Genomic DNA, 14099 nt, shown 5'->3' with positions numbered 1-14099 from the left:
TCAGGGGTCGCGCGGGATCAGGCGCCGCGGTACGCCTGCTTGTAGACGCGCTCGGTGCCGTCGGGCGCGGTGACCTCGATGGTCGCCGTGCCGGCCTTGATGGGCTTGAAGACGGTCACGGTCTTCACCGTGAACGACTGGCCGGGCTTGACCGTCTTCTTCGTCTTGCTGCCGTACGCCGTCGTGATCTCGATCGAGACCGTCTCGTCGCCGTTGTTCACCGCCGACACCGTCAGCGTCCGCACGACGGCGAGGCGCTTGGTGGAGGCGGTGGTCGCGACGTCGATGACCGTGACGGGCTCGGGCTCCGGGTCCGTCCGGGTCTCGGGCAGGTCGAGGCCGACGACGACCGGGTCGTGGTCGCTGGAGCGGTACGCCGAGGTGTCGTAGAAGATCGTCGCGTTGTAGTCGTAGCGGCTGTACTCCAGTGCCACGGACTCGCCGCTGTTGATGTTCCAGGTGTCGACCCCGGTGACCGTCCTGTCGGCCGCGGGCGAGGCGAAGACGTGGTCCAGCGAGCCGACCGCGCCGTCGAACGAGTACGAGTACTTGCCGTCCTTCGCACCCTGGTCGATGTAGCCGGCGTCGGTGATCACCTTCACCGGGTCCTCCTTCGAGTAGGCGTTGAAGTCGCCCAGCAGGTAGACGAGCTCGGTGGCCTTCTCGGTGCGGAGGCGGTCGGCGAAGGCGACGAGGGCGGTCGCCTGCTTCACGCGCGAGGCGTTCGAGGCGCCCTGGCCGTCGCCCTGGTCGGCGTCGGCGCCGGATCCGGAGCCCTTCGACTTGAAGTGGTTCACGATCGCGACGAACTCGCTGGCGCTGTCGCCGAGGAGGCGGAACTCCTGGGCGAGGGGCTTGCGGGCGTTCGAGAAGTTCACCGTGTCGTTGAGCACGACGGACTCGCCGACCGGCTCGATGACGGCCTTCTTGTAGATGAAGGCGGTGCGGATGACGTCCTCGTCCGCGAGCGCGGGGAGCGCTGCGGGGGAGGGGACGTAGGCCCAGACCTCGGAGCCGGCCGCCGTATTCAGCGCGGCGGTCAGGGTGGCGAGGGCCTCGTCGCGCGGCTTGCCGAACTTGGCCGAGTTCTCGATCTCCTCGAGCGAGACGACGCCCGCGCCGAGGGTGTTGATCGCGGTCACGATCTTGGCCTGCTGGCGCTCAAGGTCGTCGGCGTTCGCCGCTCCGCGGGCGTCGCAGCCGCTGTTGACCGTGACGGGGTCGCCGTCGCGGTCGGTGTAGAAGGTGCAGCCGGTGATCGAGTCGCCGGTGGTGGAGAAGTAGTTGAGCACGTTGAAGGACGCGATCGAGAGGTCGCCGCCGACGGCCTCGGGCTTCGCGGTCCGGGTGTTCGCGAAGGTCGCGGGCTGCACGTCGCCGGCGTTCTCGACGGTCAGCTGCGTGGTGGGCTGGAAGGCCCAGCCGCCGTTGCGGTAGTCGAGGACGACGGGGCGGGTGAAGGTCGCCGGAGCACCCACGCGGATCGGCGCGGTGGTGGTGAGGTAGGGCAGCGGGATCGCCTTGTTCGCGGCGGCGCCGAGGAAGTTGATCGAGGCGCCGTCGTCGAGGGTGATCGCGCGGGCGGCGTTGTCGGCGACGACGGCCGCGAGCTCCGGCGAGCCGGGGCGGGCGACCTCGGTCGGCGTGAGCAGCGGGGACGTGCCGGCGGCGAGGCCGACCGAGCCGAAGCTGTTCAGGTCGAAGGTGTCGGTGACCGTGTAGGCGCCCTGCGGAGCGATCAGCATGCTCTCGAGCACCTCGCGCTCGGCGGCGGTGCGGGGGAGCGCGACAGCGGCCGGGACCGGCGCTGCGGCGGCGTCGTCGAGCTTCACGACGGTCGCGGCCGAGGTCGGGGTGAGCTCGGTCAGGCCGTTGTACTCGCTCACCTCGCCGGTGATGCGCAGGTGGTCGCCGATCGCGACCGACCCGACGGAGGCGGAGGAGAAGACGAAGACGGCGTCGGAGGCCGTGCGCGAGCTCTCGCCGCCGGTGCCGGGGGTCTGGATGACGTAGCCGTTGTAGCCGCCGGACGGGTAGCGCGCGGTGACGACGCCGGAGGTGGTGACGGTGCTGCCGACGAGCGGCGACGCGTCGCCGGTGCCCTGGATCTCCGCGATGGAGACGGCCGGGATCTCGGCCGGCGGGGTGGTCGGGGGAGTGGTCGGCGGGGTGGTCGTCGGCGGCGTCGTGGGCTCGGGCTCGGATCCTCCGCCCGCGGCCTGCGGGGTCGGTGCGCCGAGCGCGAAGTCGGCCGAGTTGACGTCGGTGTCGCCGGTGGCGGTGTCTGCGCGGGCGATCGTCTGGGTGAGCGAGGGGACCGTGGCGACGGACGACTCGAAGGTGTTCGAGGTGCCGTAGCCGACGAGGTCGATCACCGCGTCCGGCTGGGCGGCGGCGCCGGTGGGCGGCGCCACGAGCGCCGAGGTCCCGTCGACGAGGAAGAGGGTGCCGCCCGCGGCGGCCATGTTGAGGCCGTTCGCGCTCTGGTCGGGCGTCGGCAGGGCCGCGCCGTTGGTGCCGTTGCTGGCGCCGGCGAGCAGGAAGTGGCCGCCGGCGGGCACCGAGCCGGTGAGCGGCACGGTCGTGGTGGGGTTCGCGGTGCCGGTCGCCGAGCGGTACTGAATCGAGAGGCCGCCGAGGGCGATCTCGGCGGCGGTGGGGTTGTAGAGCTCCACGTAGCGGTTGCTGAACGCGGCGCCGGCGGAGCCTCCGCGGGCGAAGACCTCGCTGATGACGAGCTCGTCGCCCGAGGGCGCGGCCGCGGCGGAGGTCGCGACCAGCGGAGCGGCCGCCAGGGCCAGTCCGGTCAGGGCCGCCAGGCCGAGCCCGCGCCTCCGGCGGCGGTCGGGCGGAGTGGGAGAGTCGGGCATGGTGGTCCTCTCGATCGCCGCTCGGAAGAGCGGTCGCAGCGTCGTCGCCGCGCGGCGCGGCCGGCGCACCCCCGAAAGGGGCACGCATGGTCACGCTATGCAGTGCGGGTGCCCGGCCTGTGAACCGGACGTTTCATGAACGTAAACTCATCCACCGACATCGGGGCGCGCGGGTGCCGCTCGCGGCGCGTTCGCGGCTTCGCGGGCCACACTCGTCGGATGATCTCCTTCGAGCTGGCCCGTGCCCTGCGCACGGCGGGCGTGCGCTGGACGCCCCGCACCGGTGACCGCTTCCGCATCGAGCGGGAGGGCTTCGACGGCGACGTCTTCACCGTCAGCGACATGACCATCGAGGCGCACGAGTACCCGAGCGGGACCGTCCTCGGCTTCAACGGCACCACGGAATGGGCGCTCGACTCCGTCTCCCTGGAGGACTCGCTCTGGCTGCCGCGGGAGGACCAGCTGCGCGAGCTCCTCCGCGGGACCTTCCGCTCCCTCCGTCGCCTCGCCGAGCCGGAGACGCGGTTCGCCGTCGAGGTCGAGCTCGGCGGCCGGGCGCGGACCTTCGAGGACGCGGCGGCCGAGAACGCCTACGCGGAGGCGCTGCTCGCGCTGGTCAGCTCGGTCGCGGTCGACCTCGACGACGTGGACGAGCTGGACGCGGCCGACGAGCCCGACCGGGCGGCCGAGCGGGCCTGAGGCTCCGTCCGACCCCGACCCTCCGCATCCGGCGGGGCTAGGACGCCGCCTTCTCCGCCGCCGCGGTCTTCTTCGGGGTCCGCTTCTTCGCAGGCGCGTCGGCGCCCTTCTCCGGGTCGGCTCTCTTCGCCGCGGGCTTCTTCTTCGCGGCGGTCGTCGCCGGAGCCTTCGCCGCCGCCTTCTTCGGGGCAGGCTTCTTCGCGGCCTTCTTCTCGGCAGAGGCCTCCTCCGCCGGCGTCCCCTTCGCCCCGCGGCTGCGCTCGACCGAGCGCTTGAGCGCCTCCATCAGGTCGAGCACCTCGCCGCCGCCCTCCTCCTCCGGCGCCTCGCCGAAGGTCGCGGCGGTGTCGAGGGCGTCGCCCTGCTCGATCTTGGCGTCGATCAGCGTGCGCAGCTCCTCCTGGTACGCGTCGTGGAACTTCGCGGCGTCGAAGTCCTCGGAGTAGGAGTCGACCAGGTGCGCCGACATCTCGAGCTCGCGCGCCGCGATCCGGGTGCTGCCCTCCAGCGACGGGAACTCGACCTCCCGTACCTCGTCCGCCCAGAGCAGGGTCTGCAGCATCAGAAGCTTGCCGCGCACGCGCAGCGCGGCGAGGCGGGTCTTCTGCCGCAGCGCGAACTCGACGATCGCGGTGCGGTCCGTCTGCTCGAGGGTGCGGCGCAGCAGGACGTAGGCCTTGGGGGAGGAGGAGTCGGGCTCCAGGATGTAGGCGCGGTCGAACATGATCGGGTCGACCTGCTCGCTGGGCACGAACTGCACGACGTCGATCTCGCGGTCGCGCTCCTCCGGCAGCGCCTTGAGCTCGTCCTTGGACAGGACCACGGTGCGCTCGCCGTCGTCGTAGGCCTTGTCGATGTGGTCGAAGGTGACGACCTCGCCGCAGATCTCGCACTTGCGCTGATACCGGATCCGTCCGCCGTCCTTGTCGTGGACCTGGTGCAGCGGGATGTCGTGGTCCTCGGTCGCGCTGTAGATCTTCACCGGCACGTTGACCAGGCCGAAGGTGATCGCGCCCTTCCAGATGGCTCGCATGCGCCCAGTGAACACCGTGTCCCCCGGCCGCCGGAAGCCCTGTCGGACGTGAGGGAGCCCCCGACCGTCGAAGGGACCCGCCGCAGCTCGACGGTCCGGGGTCCCCTCAGGGCGGAACGACGGAGCCGCCCGGTCGTCGCGGAGCGACGGCCGGACGGCTCCGGGGCGGTGGCGGCTAGCCGCGCTCGGCGCTCCGGCGGCGCAGCGCGGCGAGCAGGAGCCCGCCGACGCCGCCGGCGATCAGCAGTCCGCCGAGGCCCAGCGGCAGGCCGACGTCGGCTCCCGTCGAGGCCAGGGGCGGGCGGCCGCCGGGGTGCGGCGCCACGGCGGTCGGCGTGCTGCTCGGGGTGGGAGCGGCCGTCGGCGCGGTGGTGGGCGCGGTCGTCGGGGCGACGGTCGGCTGCGCGGTCGGAGCGACGGTCGGCTCGTCGGTCGGGGCCACGGTGGGCTCCGGCGTCGGGGTCGGCGTGGTCGGGTCCTTCTCGGCGTCGATCGCGGAGGTGTCCGCGGCGAACGAGGCGGTCACGAAGGCGATGGCCTTCGACGTGATGCCGAGCGCCTCCTGGTTGATGTTGTCGATGTCGTCGGCGGCGGAGTGGTAGTTCGGGTCGTGCGTGATGCCGGCGGTGCCGCCGAACAGCGCGACCTCCTCCTCCGTCTTGACGTCGTCGGCGCCGGTGAAGACGCCCGAGGACGGGATGCCGACCGAGATGAAGCCGTCGTAGTCGCTGCGTCCGTCGAACGCGGTGTCGATCCAGGGCTCGTCGATCGAGTCGAAGTAGTCGGTGAACGCCTTCTCGGTCGCGATCGAGCCGGCGGGCACGTCCACGGGGGCCTCGTAGGTGGACTGGTCCGCGTCGTAGACGGAGATCACGTAGTTCGGCGAGGCGACCATGTCGAAGTTCATGTAGGTCGCGATCTTCGAGGCGTCCTCCTCCGTCAGGGAGTCGACGTAGGTGTAGGAGCCGACCAGGCCCACCTCCTCGGCGCCCCACCAGGCGAAGCGGACCGCGTTGGTCGTGTCGCCCGCGGCGGCCAGCTGCACGGCCGTCTCGAGCAGCGTCGCGGATCCGGAGCCGTTGTCGTTGATGCCGGGGCCGGCGGGCACGCTGTCGAGGTGCGCGCCCAGCATGACCACGTTGTCGTGGTCGCCGCCCGGGGTCTCCGTGACGATGTTGAAGGTCTCCACCTCGGTCGTCGTCTGGTCGACGAGGACCGAGACGCTCGCGGGGAGCGACGCCAGCAGCGCCTGCCCCTCGGCCTGCGTGACGCCGACGCCGGGGACGGCGGCCGCGTCCTGTCCGCCGAACGTCCCGTTGAGGGCGTCGCTCGGCGCGTTGTCGTAGATGATGATCGCGGCGGCGCCGGCGGCACCGGCGGCGACCGACTTCTCGAGGAAGCTGCAGGAGCCGCGGCTGACGAGCGCGATCTTCCCGGTGGCGTCGAGGCCGGTCCAGGCGTCCGTGGTGCAGCCGAGCGGATCGACGGGGGCGATGAGCTCGCCGGTCACGCCGCCCTCGGGCGTCGACGGAGTGAACTCCATCGGCGTGCCGACGGCGCCGGTGCCGGTGGTCAGCGTGAACGCGTCGATCGTCTGCGTCGCGGTGGTGAAGTCCTGGCGCTGCGTCGTGTAGCCGGCGTCCGCGAGGACCTCCTCGACGTACGCGCCGCTCAGCTCGTAGCCCGGAGTGCCGATCGCGCGGGTGCCGCCGTTGGCGTCCGCGATCGCCTGGAGCGCCTCCAGGTGGGTCATGATGCCGTCGACCGTGACGGTGTCGGCGAAGTCGACCGGCTCGACGGCGCTCGCCGTCGGCGCGAAGGCGAAGCCGGCGACGAGGGCGCCCGCTCCGATCATCGCGCTCGAGCCGATCAGCGAGCGGCGTCGGCGGCCGCTCGGGGTGTTCGTGGTGGTTCGCGCCACTGGGGCTCCCTCTCCTCGAGAACGGGCCGCCGCGTCGGCGGCCCCGACGCGCACCTCCCGAAGACTGGGAGGGGATCGCGTCCTCTGCGAGGGTATTCACAGGAAACGGTGCGGCCCAGTCCCCCCTGCCAGATTTCATCCGGACGAAACACGGACCGGGCCGGCGGGTCGGTCAGGCCGTCGCCGGGCTCTCGGCCCACTCGCGGAGCATCGCGAGCGTCTCCTCCGGACGGTCGCGGTGGGGGCTGTGACCGGCGCCGGCCACGACCGCGTACCGAATGCGCGGATTCGCGCGCAGCACCAGGGCGGCGAGGGAGGGAGGGAGCAGCGTCTCGACCTGCGGATCGCCGGCCAGCACGAGGACCGGCGGGCGGAGGCCCGGCAGGTCCGCCAGCAGGTCCCACGGATCGTTGTCGTCGATCGTCGCCGCCACCGCGGACGGGTCGGCGTCCCGCACCGCGGCGAGCTTCTCGGCCCGGTCCCGCTCGTCCCAGAGCGGCTGCGCGACAGCGAGCTCCTCGGCCGAGACCGCGAGACCGGCGAGCTCGCCCGCGCGGACGGCGGCCCGCTGCTCCGGGGCGAGCCGGAGCACCGGGTCCAGGAGCGCCAGGCGCCCCGCCCAGCCGGACTCGCGGGCGGCGGCGCGCACCGCGACCGCTCCGCCGAGCGAGTGCCCGACGACGAGGTCGAACGGTCCCCGCGCGAGGGCGTCGTCGGCGTAGGCGTCGTGGCGGGCGGAGCCGCCGCGCGGCCCGTCGCCGTGTCCGCGCAGGTCGGGAGCGGAGACGCTCCAGCCCGCCGCGGTCAGCTCGCGGCTCAGCCGCCACCAGGTGCGGCCCGAGCCGCCCAGGCCGTGCAGGAGCAGGACCCTGCCCGCCGTCATCGCCGGAGCCTCAGTCGAAGCGCGGGTCGCGGCCGGTGCGCTCACCGGTCGCGAGCCCGGCGATCGCGGCGAGGTCCTCGTCGTCCAGGGCGAAGCCGAAGACGTCCAGGTTCTCGCGGATCCGCTCCGGCGTCACCGACTTCGGGATCACGACGACGCCGAGCTGCACATGCCAGCGCAGCACCGCCTGCGCCGGCGAGACGCCGTGCTTCGCGGCGACGCGGGCCAGGGCCGGCTCGTCGAGGAGGCGCCCGCGGGCCAGCGGCGACCACGCCTCGGTGACGATCCCGTGGGCGGCGTCGAAGGCGCGCAGCTCCTCCTGGGGCAGCCGCGGGTGCAGCTCGACCTGGTTGATCGCGGGCACCACTCCCGTCTCGTCGAGCAGGCGCTGCACGTGCTCCTCGGCGAAGTTCGAGACGCCGATCGAGCGGGCCCGCCCCTCGCTCTGCAGGCGCTCGAGGGCACGGTAGGTGTCGACGTAGCGGTCGCGCGAGGGGATCGGCCAGTGCACGAGGTAGAGGTCGACGTAGTCGGTGCCGAGCAGCTCGAGGCTCCGGTCGAAGGCGGCGAGCGTCTCGTCGAAGCCGTGGTCGTCGTTCCACACCTTGGTCGTCACGAAGACCTGCTCGCGGGGGAGGCCGCTCGCGCGGATGCCCTCGCCGACTCCGCGCTCGTTGCCGTACAGGGTGGCGGTGTCGACGTGCCGGTAGCCGGCCTCCAGGGCGACGGCGACCGTGCGGGCCGCCTCCTCGTCGCCGATCTTGTAGACGCCGAGCCCGAGCTGGGGGATCGCGCGGCCGTCGTTGAGGGGGATCAGGGGGACGCTCATGCCTCCCATGCTGGCATGCGCCTCAGACGCTCCAGTCGAGCTCGCCGTGCGGTCCCACGTGCACGTCGTCCTCGATCAGCGCCGCGAGACCGGCCACCCCGAAGAGGAGGCGCCGCTCGGCGCGCTCCGCGTCGCTGCGCTCGTCGATGCCGCGCACGGCGAAGTGCACGTCGTGGCCCGCCTGCAGGCCCTCGACGCCGAGTCGGCCTCGGAGCGCGCGCACGGGGCGCCGGCCGATGCCGAGTCCGCGCCAGAGGGAGCCCGTCTCGAGGACCACCGCCGTCTCGGAGGCGACGACCCCGTGCTGCTCGCGGTGCGCGGTGAGCTGCCACCCGTAGCCGAGGTGGTGCAGGCGGGTCGAGTGCGGGCCGCGCCAGGCGTGCGAGGACTCCTCGCGGCGGAAGTAGACGGGACTCGGGCGGAAGGACCCCTGCCAGAGCGCGGCGGCGAGCTCGGTGCACCACTCCGGGGTCTCCGGATCGGACCAGGGGTCGAGGAGGTCGGTCCGGGCGGCGGCGCGCCGGTGCTCGCGCACCAGCTCCTCCGCGTCCTCCCGCAGTCCCATGCCGTCCCCTCGTCGTCGTGGGCCTTCACCCTAGGGTGTCCGACAGGCGCCGGACAACCGGGGTGGCGGCCTAGGAGGGCAGCGTGACCGGCTCGGTGTCGGGCAGCGGGCTGGCGTCGCGCCCGCGGAGATCCGGGTGGTACCGGCGGCCGAGCAGGGGCACCAGGAAGCCGACCAGGGCGAAGGCAGCGGCGACGACGATGGCGGCGGTCGGCCCGGCCTGGTCGATCTGCACGCCGGCGATCGCGGAGCCCAGCGCCGCGCCGATCAGCTGACCGGTGCCGACCCAGCCGTAGGCCTCCGCCGTGTCCGAGAAGCGCACGCTCGAGGCGGTGATCGCGAACAGAGCCGCGAGAGCGGGGGCGATGCCGATGCCGGCGAGGAACAGCGTGACGCACAGCCACCAGAAGTCGGTCGAGACCGCCGCCAGACCCATGCCGACCGTGACGATCAGCATCCGCCGCGCGGTCGCCCACCGGCTGATCGGGATGTGGCCGAGGGCGAGGCCGCCGACCAGGGAGCCCGCCGCGAACACGGCGAGCACGACGCCCGACTCGACTCCGCCCTCGCCGAACACCGCGACGACGCCCGCCTCGACCGCCGAGCAGGCGCCGATCAGGAGGAAGCCGACGACCGTGGCCAGCAGCACCGGGGGCTTCGTGAGCACCACGCCGAGGCGGCGCTTCGAGCGCGGGATGCGGACGCGGCCCACCTCGGGCGAGGCGATGAACCAGATCCCGCCGCCGATCAGGAACGCGGCGGCGGTCAGGATGCCCGCGACCGTCGACACCTGGATCGACACGAGCGTCGCCAGCACCGGGCCGAGCACCCAGATGATCTCCTGCGCGGAGGCGTCGAGCGAGAAGAGCGGGGTCAGCTGCGAGCTGGTGACCATCTTGGGGTAGATGGTCCGCACAGCCGGCTGCACCGGCGGCATGCTCAGGCCGGCGACGAACCCGATCACGACGAACTGCCACACCTCGAGCGGGAGCACGGCCATCGCGATGATCGCGCCCGCGCAGACCACGAGGGTGATCGTCAGCACGCGGCGCATCCCGAGCCGCCCCATCAGGCGGCTGGTCAGCGGCCCGGCGATGGCCTGCCCGATCGACATCGAGCCGAGCACCAGGCCGGCGGCGGCGTAGGAGTGGTGCACCCGCTCCACGTGCAGGAGGAACGCCAGCGAGAGCATCCCGAACGGGAAGCGCGCGGTCAGCTGCGCGAGGATGATGCGCCCCACCCCGGGGGTCTTCAGGAGATCGGTGTAGCTGCCCACCGGACGACACTAGCGCTCCGGAGGGGACTGCGGTTCGTCGAGGGAGACCGCTGCCCGAGGGTCCCTCGACGGGTCGCGGTTCCCTCGGCGGAGGGGCGCGTCAGCCGGCCAGCACCTTGCGGATCCGCTGCAGCGACACGCTCTCGGCGGTGCCGAGCGACTGCGCGAAGAAGCTCACCCGCAGCTCCTCGATCATCCAGCGGGCGCGCGCGATCCGCTCCGGGGCGTGCGCGGGCAGCGGCACGACGCCGCCTGCCGAGCGGTAGAGCTCCTGGGCCGCCTGCACCTCGTTCAGCCAGACGCGGTCGCGCCCGACGTTCTCGGCGATCTTTCCGAAGCGCTCGGTGATCCCGCCGAGGTAGCGCGGGAGGTGCCGCAGCCGCTCCACTCCGGTCGCCGAGACGAAGCCCGGGTAGACCAGGCCCGAGAGCTGCTCCCGGGCATCCGTGAGAGCGGGCAGGAGCGCCATGCTCGTCGAGGCCTTGAGCGCCTTCTCGACGCCCCGGGCGGTGGTGAGGATCGTCGTGACCGTCTTCACGGTCTCGAACATCGCGTCCATGACGCTCGCCGAGACCCGGTCGCGCACGGCGTCGAACTCGGCGCGGAGGAAGAGCATCCCGTCGGGCTTCATCCGCCAGAGGACCGCGTCGACGCAGGCGAGCAGGCAGTCGGTGAAGAGCGCGGTCGTGTTCTGGTACGGGCTCTGCGCGAGCACGAGCTTCTCGTTCGAGGTGAGGTGCTGCTGCACGTAGGCGACGGGGCTCGGCGTCGCGAGCAGGAGGAGGCGGCGGACGCCTCTCGGGTGCTCGCGCGCCTGGTCCTCGGCCGTGGCGAGCAGGCGGATCGAGACCGAGTCGCCGTCGTCGATCAGGGCGGGGTAGGCGCGGATGGTGTTCCCGCCCTGCCGGGTGTCGGTGACGCGGGGCAGCTCCGGCATGTCCCAGGTCTTCAGGCCCCGGCGCTCGAGCGCGTCGGGGACCCGGGCCTCGACCACGCGGGCGACCTCGTCGCGGACCCGGCCGCGCAGGCGCTCGGCCAGCGGGGCGAGCTCCTTGCCGGCGGCGACCGTGCGCCCCCGCTCGTCGGCGACGGCGAAGGTGACCCGCAGGTGCGAGGGGATGCGCTCGAGGTCGAAGTCCTCGGGCTGCACCACCACGCCGGCCTCGCGGCGGATCGCTCCGGCCAGGGTCGCCGCGAACGACTCCGTCGGCGGATTCGGCACGTCGTGCGGCAGGGACGCGGTGAGCTTGCGCGCCCAGTCGTTCGCGGGCACCACGTTCCGGCGCAGGTGCTTGGGCAGCGCCTTGATCATCGCGGTGACCAGCTCGGCCCGGAGTCCCGGCACCAGCCAGTCGAAGCCGAGGGGCGTCACGCGGGGCAGGAGCGCGAGCGGCACGTGCACCGTCACTCCGTCCTCCTCCGTCCCCGGCTCGAACCGGTACGAGAGGCGGAAGCGCTGGTCGGCCTGGCGCCACTGCGTGGGGAACGCGGTCTCGTCGATCTGCTCCGCGTCCTCGGGGAGGAGCGTCTCCTGCGTCATCGTCAGCAGGTCGGGCTCGTCGTGCTGGGTCGTCCGCCACCAGGAGTCGAACGAGCGCACCGAGGTGATGTCGCGGGGGAGTCGGCGGTCGTAGAAGTCGAACACGGCCTCGTCGTCGACGAGCAGGTCGCGACGGCGCGTGCGCTCCTCCAGCCGCTCGAGCTCGGCCCGCAGGGCCCGGTTCTTGCGGTCGAAGGCGTGGCGCGACTCCCACTCGCCCTCGACGAGGGCGTGCCGGATGAACAGCTCGCGGGCGTACGAGGCGTCGATCCGCGAGAACTGGACGCGGCGGCGGGCGATGATCGGCACGCCGTAGAGCGTGACCTTCTCGTAGGCGACGGCCGCGCCCTGCGACTTCTCCCAGTGCGGCTCGCTGAACTGCCGCTTGACGAGGTCGCCCGCGATCGCCTCGGCCCAGGCCGGATCGATCGCGGCGTTCGAGCGGGCGAAGAGGCGGCTGGTCTCGACCAGCTCGGCGCTCATCACCGCGTCGGGGAGCTTCTTGGCCAGGGCGCTGCCGGGGAAGATCGAGAACTTCGCGTTGCGGGCGCCGATGTACTGCACGTTCTGGCGCTCGCGGCTCTTCGCCGCGCGCTGCGCCTGCTGCGAGGTGGTGTCCTTGATGCCCAGGTGCGAGAGCAGGCCGGCCAGGAGGCTCCGGTGGATCCCGTCGGGGTCGACCTTCGGCTCGCCCAGCTCGAGCTTGAGGGGGCGCGCGAGCTGGCGCAGCTGGCGGAACACGTCCTGCCACTCGCGCACGCGCAGGTAGTTGAGGTACTCGGCCTTGCACAGGCGCCGAAAGGCGCTGGAGGAGAGCTCCTCCTGCTTCTCCTCCACGTAGTTCCAGAGGTTCAGCAGGGTGAGGAAGTCGCTGGTGGGATCGACGAAGCGCGCGTGCTGCTGGTCGGCCTGCGCGCGGCGCTCGAGAGGGCGCTCGCGGACGTCCTGGATCGTGAGGCCCGCGACGATCGCCATCACCTCGCGGCTGACGCCGTGGCGGCGCGACTCGATCACCATCCGGCCGAAGCGCGGATCGATGGGGAGCCGCGCGAGGTCGCGCCCGATGCGCGTGAGCTGCGGCGCGGCCTCCGCCCCCTTGCGCGGGACGCCGCTCGAGTGCGCGCTCGGCGGCGTGCCGCGCACCGGAGCGGCGTCTCGCGGCGCGGCGGAGGCGGAGCCGGGGACGCGGAGGGCGCCGAGCTCCGTGAGCAGGTCGAGGCCGTCCTTGATGCCGCGGGAGTCGGGCGGAGTGAGGAACGGGAACGAGGCGATGTCGCCCAGTCCGAGCGAGATCATCTGCAGGATGACCGCGGCCAGGCCCGTGCGCAGGATCTCGGGATCGGTGTACTCGGGGCGGCGGAGGTAGTCCTCCTCGGAGTAGAGGCGGATCGCGATGCCCGCGCTGGTGCGGCCCGAGCGGCCGGAGCGCTGGTTCGCGGAGGCCTGCGACACCGCCTCGATCGGCAGCCGCTGCACCTTCGAGCGCGCGCTGTAGCGCGAGATGCGGGCCGTGCCGCCGTCGATCACGTAGCGGATCCCGGGGACGGTGAGGCTCGTCTCCGCCACGTTGGTCGCGAGCACGACGCGGCGGCGGACGCCGGGGGTGCGCCCCTTCTCGAAGACGCGGTGCTGATCGGCCGCCGACAAGCGCCCGTAGAGGGGGAGCACCTCGGTGCCCGGCAGGTTCCGACCGCGGATGGCGTCCTCGGCGTCGCGGATCTCGTTCTCGCCCGAGAGGAACACCAGGACGTCGCCCGGATCCTCGCGCGCCAGCTCGGCCAGGGCGTCGGCGATGCCGGTCATCAGGTCGCGGCTGCCGCTCGTCGCGTCGGGGACGTCGGTGTCGTCGTCCTCCTCCGGCTCCTCGGCGACCAGCGGGCGGTAGCGGATCTCGACCGGGTAGGTGCGGCCGGAGACCTCGATGATCGGCGCGGGCTCGCCGGCGGCGTCGGCGAAGTGGGCCGCGAAGCTCTGCGGGTCGATCGTCGCCGAGGTGATGATCACCTTCAGGTCGGGGCGCTGCGGCAGCAGGCGGTGCAGGTAGCCCAGGAGGAAGTCGATGTTGAGGCTGCGCTCGTGCGCCTCGTCGATGATGATCGTGTCGTACCGGCTGAGCATCCGGTCGTGGTTCATCTCGTTGAGCAGGATGCCGTCGGTCATCAGCTTGATCCGCGTCGAGGCGGACGCCTTGTCGGTGAACCGGACCTGGTAGCCGACCAGCCCGCCGACCTCGTCGTCGAGCTCCTCCGCGATGCGCTCGGCGATGGTGCGCGCGGCGATGCGCCGGGGCTGCGTGTGCGCGATGCTCTCGCGGCCGAGCTCCAGGCAGATCTTCGGCAGCTGGGTCGTCTTGCCCGATCCGGTCGCGCCGGCGACGATGACCACCTGGTGGTCGCGGATCGCGGCGGCGATGTCCTCGCGCCGCGCCGACACGGGGAGTTCGGGCGGGTAGCGGATGCTGAGCACGTCTGACATGAGCCCTC

At 72.7% G+C, this 14099-nt stretch carries 9 protein-coding genes; 1 reads left to right on the top strand and 8 read right to left on the bottom strand.

All coding sequences use genetic code 11. The features are described 5' to 3' along the window. Positions 1 to 17 precede the first annotated feature (17 nt). The gene (locus C5C57_RS09425) at positions 18 to 2870 is read right to left on the bottom strand and encodes an ExeM/NucH family extracellular endonuclease (RefSeq protein ID WP_104247348.1); all 2853 of its coding nucleotides are present in this window, start codon (positions 2868 to 2870) and stop codon (positions 18 to 20) included. 219 nt (positions 2871 to 3089) lie between these two features. On the opposite strand from C5C57_RS09425, the gene C5C57_RS09420 reads away from it, so the two are divergent. Further along, positions 3090 to 3569 carry a pilus assembly protein CpaE gene (locus tag C5C57_RS09420; protein ID WP_244229602.1) on the top strand — a complete coding sequence of 160 codons (480 nt, stop codon included), beginning with the start codon at positions 3090 to 3092 and terminating at the stop codon, positions 3567 to 3569. A 37-nt stretch (positions 3570 to 3606) separates the two neighbouring features. Here the strand turns inward: C5C57_RS09420 and C5C57_RS09415 are convergent, their stop codons facing one another. The 7 genes from C5C57_RS09415 to hrpA all read right to left on the bottom strand — a co-directional run bounded on the left by C5C57_RS09415 (position 3607) and on the right by hrpA (position 14091). After that, entirely contained in the window at positions 3607 to 4602 is a 996-nt protein-coding gene (locus tag C5C57_RS09415) for a Ku protein (protein ID WP_104247349.1), read from the bottom strand. A 175-nt stretch (positions 4603 to 4777) separates the two neighbouring features. After that, entirely contained in the window at positions 4778 to 6523 is a 1746-nt protein-coding gene (locus tag C5C57_RS09410) for a M28 family peptidase (protein WP_104297540.1), read from the bottom strand. A gap of 172 nt (positions 6524 to 6695) precedes the next feature. Beyond that, positions 6696 to 7406: an alpha/beta fold hydrolase gene (locus C5C57_RS09405; protein WP_146078986.1), complete on the bottom strand. Its 711-nt coding sequence runs from the start codon at positions 7404 to 7406 to the stop codon at positions 6696 to 6698. 10 nt (positions 7407 to 7416) lie between these two features. Beyond that, positions 7417 to 8235, bottom strand: a complete 819-nt coding sequence (locus C5C57_RS09400; RefSeq protein WP_104222368.1) for an aldo/keto reductase — start codon at positions 8233 to 8235, stop codon at positions 7417 to 7419. Between the two features lie 22 nt (positions 8236 to 8257). Beyond that, positions 8258 to 8800, bottom strand: a complete 543-nt coding sequence (locus C5C57_RS09395) for a hypothetical protein (RefSeq protein ID WP_104226914.1) — start codon at positions 8798 to 8800, stop codon at positions 8258 to 8260. Between the two features lie 70 nt (positions 8801 to 8870). After that, the gene (locus tag C5C57_RS09390) at positions 8871 to 10076 is read right to left on the bottom strand and encodes an MFS transporter (RefSeq protein WP_104222308.1); all 1206 of its coding nucleotides are present in this window, start codon (positions 10074 to 10076) and stop codon (positions 8871 to 8873) included. Between the two features lie 100 nt (positions 10077 to 10176). Next, positions 10177 to 14091, bottom strand: coding sequence for an ATP-dependent RNA helicase HrpA (gene hrpA, locus C5C57_RS09385; protein ID WP_104247351.1), 3915 nt, complete (start codon positions 14089 to 14091; stop codon positions 10177 to 10179). Positions 14092 to 14099: the final 8 nt, after the last annotated feature.

The organism is Rathayibacter sp. AY1C5 (assembly GCF_002931705.1).
Classification (GTDB): domain Bacteria; phylum Actinomycetota; class Actinomycetes; order Actinomycetales; family Microbacteriaceae; genus Rathayibacter.
The sequence above is the reverse complement of the archived record's forward strand: the minus strand, read 5'-3'. Positions and strand labels throughout refer to the sequence as shown.

Coding starts and splice junctions, on each gene's coding strand:
- C5C57_RS09425 (WP_104247348.1), bottom strand. CDS start 2,870: ATGCCCGACTCTCCCACTCCGCCCGACCGCCGCCGGAGGCGCGGGCTC.
- C5C57_RS09420 (WP_244229602.1), top strand. CDS start 3,090: ATGATCTCCTTCGAGCTGGCCCGTGCCCTGCGCACGGCGGGCGTGCGC.
- C5C57_RS09415 (WP_104247349.1), bottom strand. CDS start 4,602: ATGCGAGCCATCTGGAAGGGCGCGATCACCTTCGGCCTGGTCAACGTG.
- C5C57_RS09405 (WP_146078986.1), bottom strand. CDS start 7,406: ATGACGGCGGGCAGGGTCCTGCTCCTGCACGGCCTGGGCGGCTCGGGC.
- C5C57_RS09400 (WP_104222368.1), bottom strand. CDS start 8,235: ATGAGCGTCCCCCTGATCCCCCTCAACGACGGCCGCGCGATCCCCCAG.
- C5C57_RS09395 (WP_104226914.1), bottom strand. CDS start 8,800: ATGGGACTGCGGGAGGACGCGGAGGAGCTGGTGCGCGAGCACCGGCGC.
- hrpA (WP_104247351.1), bottom strand. CDS start 14,091: ATGTCAGACGTGCTCAGCATCCGCTACCCGCCCGAACTCCCCGTGTCG.